Here is a 333-nt window from a genome sequence, read left to right on the forward strand (position 1 = left end):
CCCTCCACGTCGAGGCCGGCCCGCAGCGAGTCGTGCAGCGCGGTGTTGGACTCCCGCAGCAGCTCGGTGATCGCCCGGTCCCCGTACTCGGTTGCCGGCATGGTGCTCACCTTTCCCTGTCCCGCTGGTCACCGGGCCGAACGGTCCGGCGTCGCCGAAGGCGTTCCCGCACGTGGCGGAGGGTGGAGCGGACGGTCGCGGGCGCGATGCGCAGCGCGTCCGCGATCTGCGCCGGGGTGAACCCGTCGAGCGACCACGCCAGTACCATCCGCTGCCTGCCGGGCAGGGACGCGAGGAGGTCGATGAGCTCGCCGTGCTGGTCGACCAGCACGG

At 73.0% G+C, this 333-nt stretch carries 1 protein-coding gene; it reads right to left on the bottom strand.

The window, feature by feature from the left end; all coding sequences use genetic code 11:
- Positions 1 to 106 precede the first annotated feature (106 nt).
- Positions 107 to 333, bottom strand: a 227-nt coding sequence (locus G3I65_RS09130; RefSeq protein WP_239070898.1) for a sigma factor-like helix-turn-helix DNA-binding protein, incomplete at its 5' end; no start/stop codon positions are given.

It is taken from the genome of Amycolatopsis sp. SID8362, assembly GCF_010550475.1.
Lineage (GTDB): Bacteria > Actinomycetota > Actinomycetes > Mycobacteriales > Pseudonocardiaceae > Amycolatopsis > Amycolatopsis eburnea.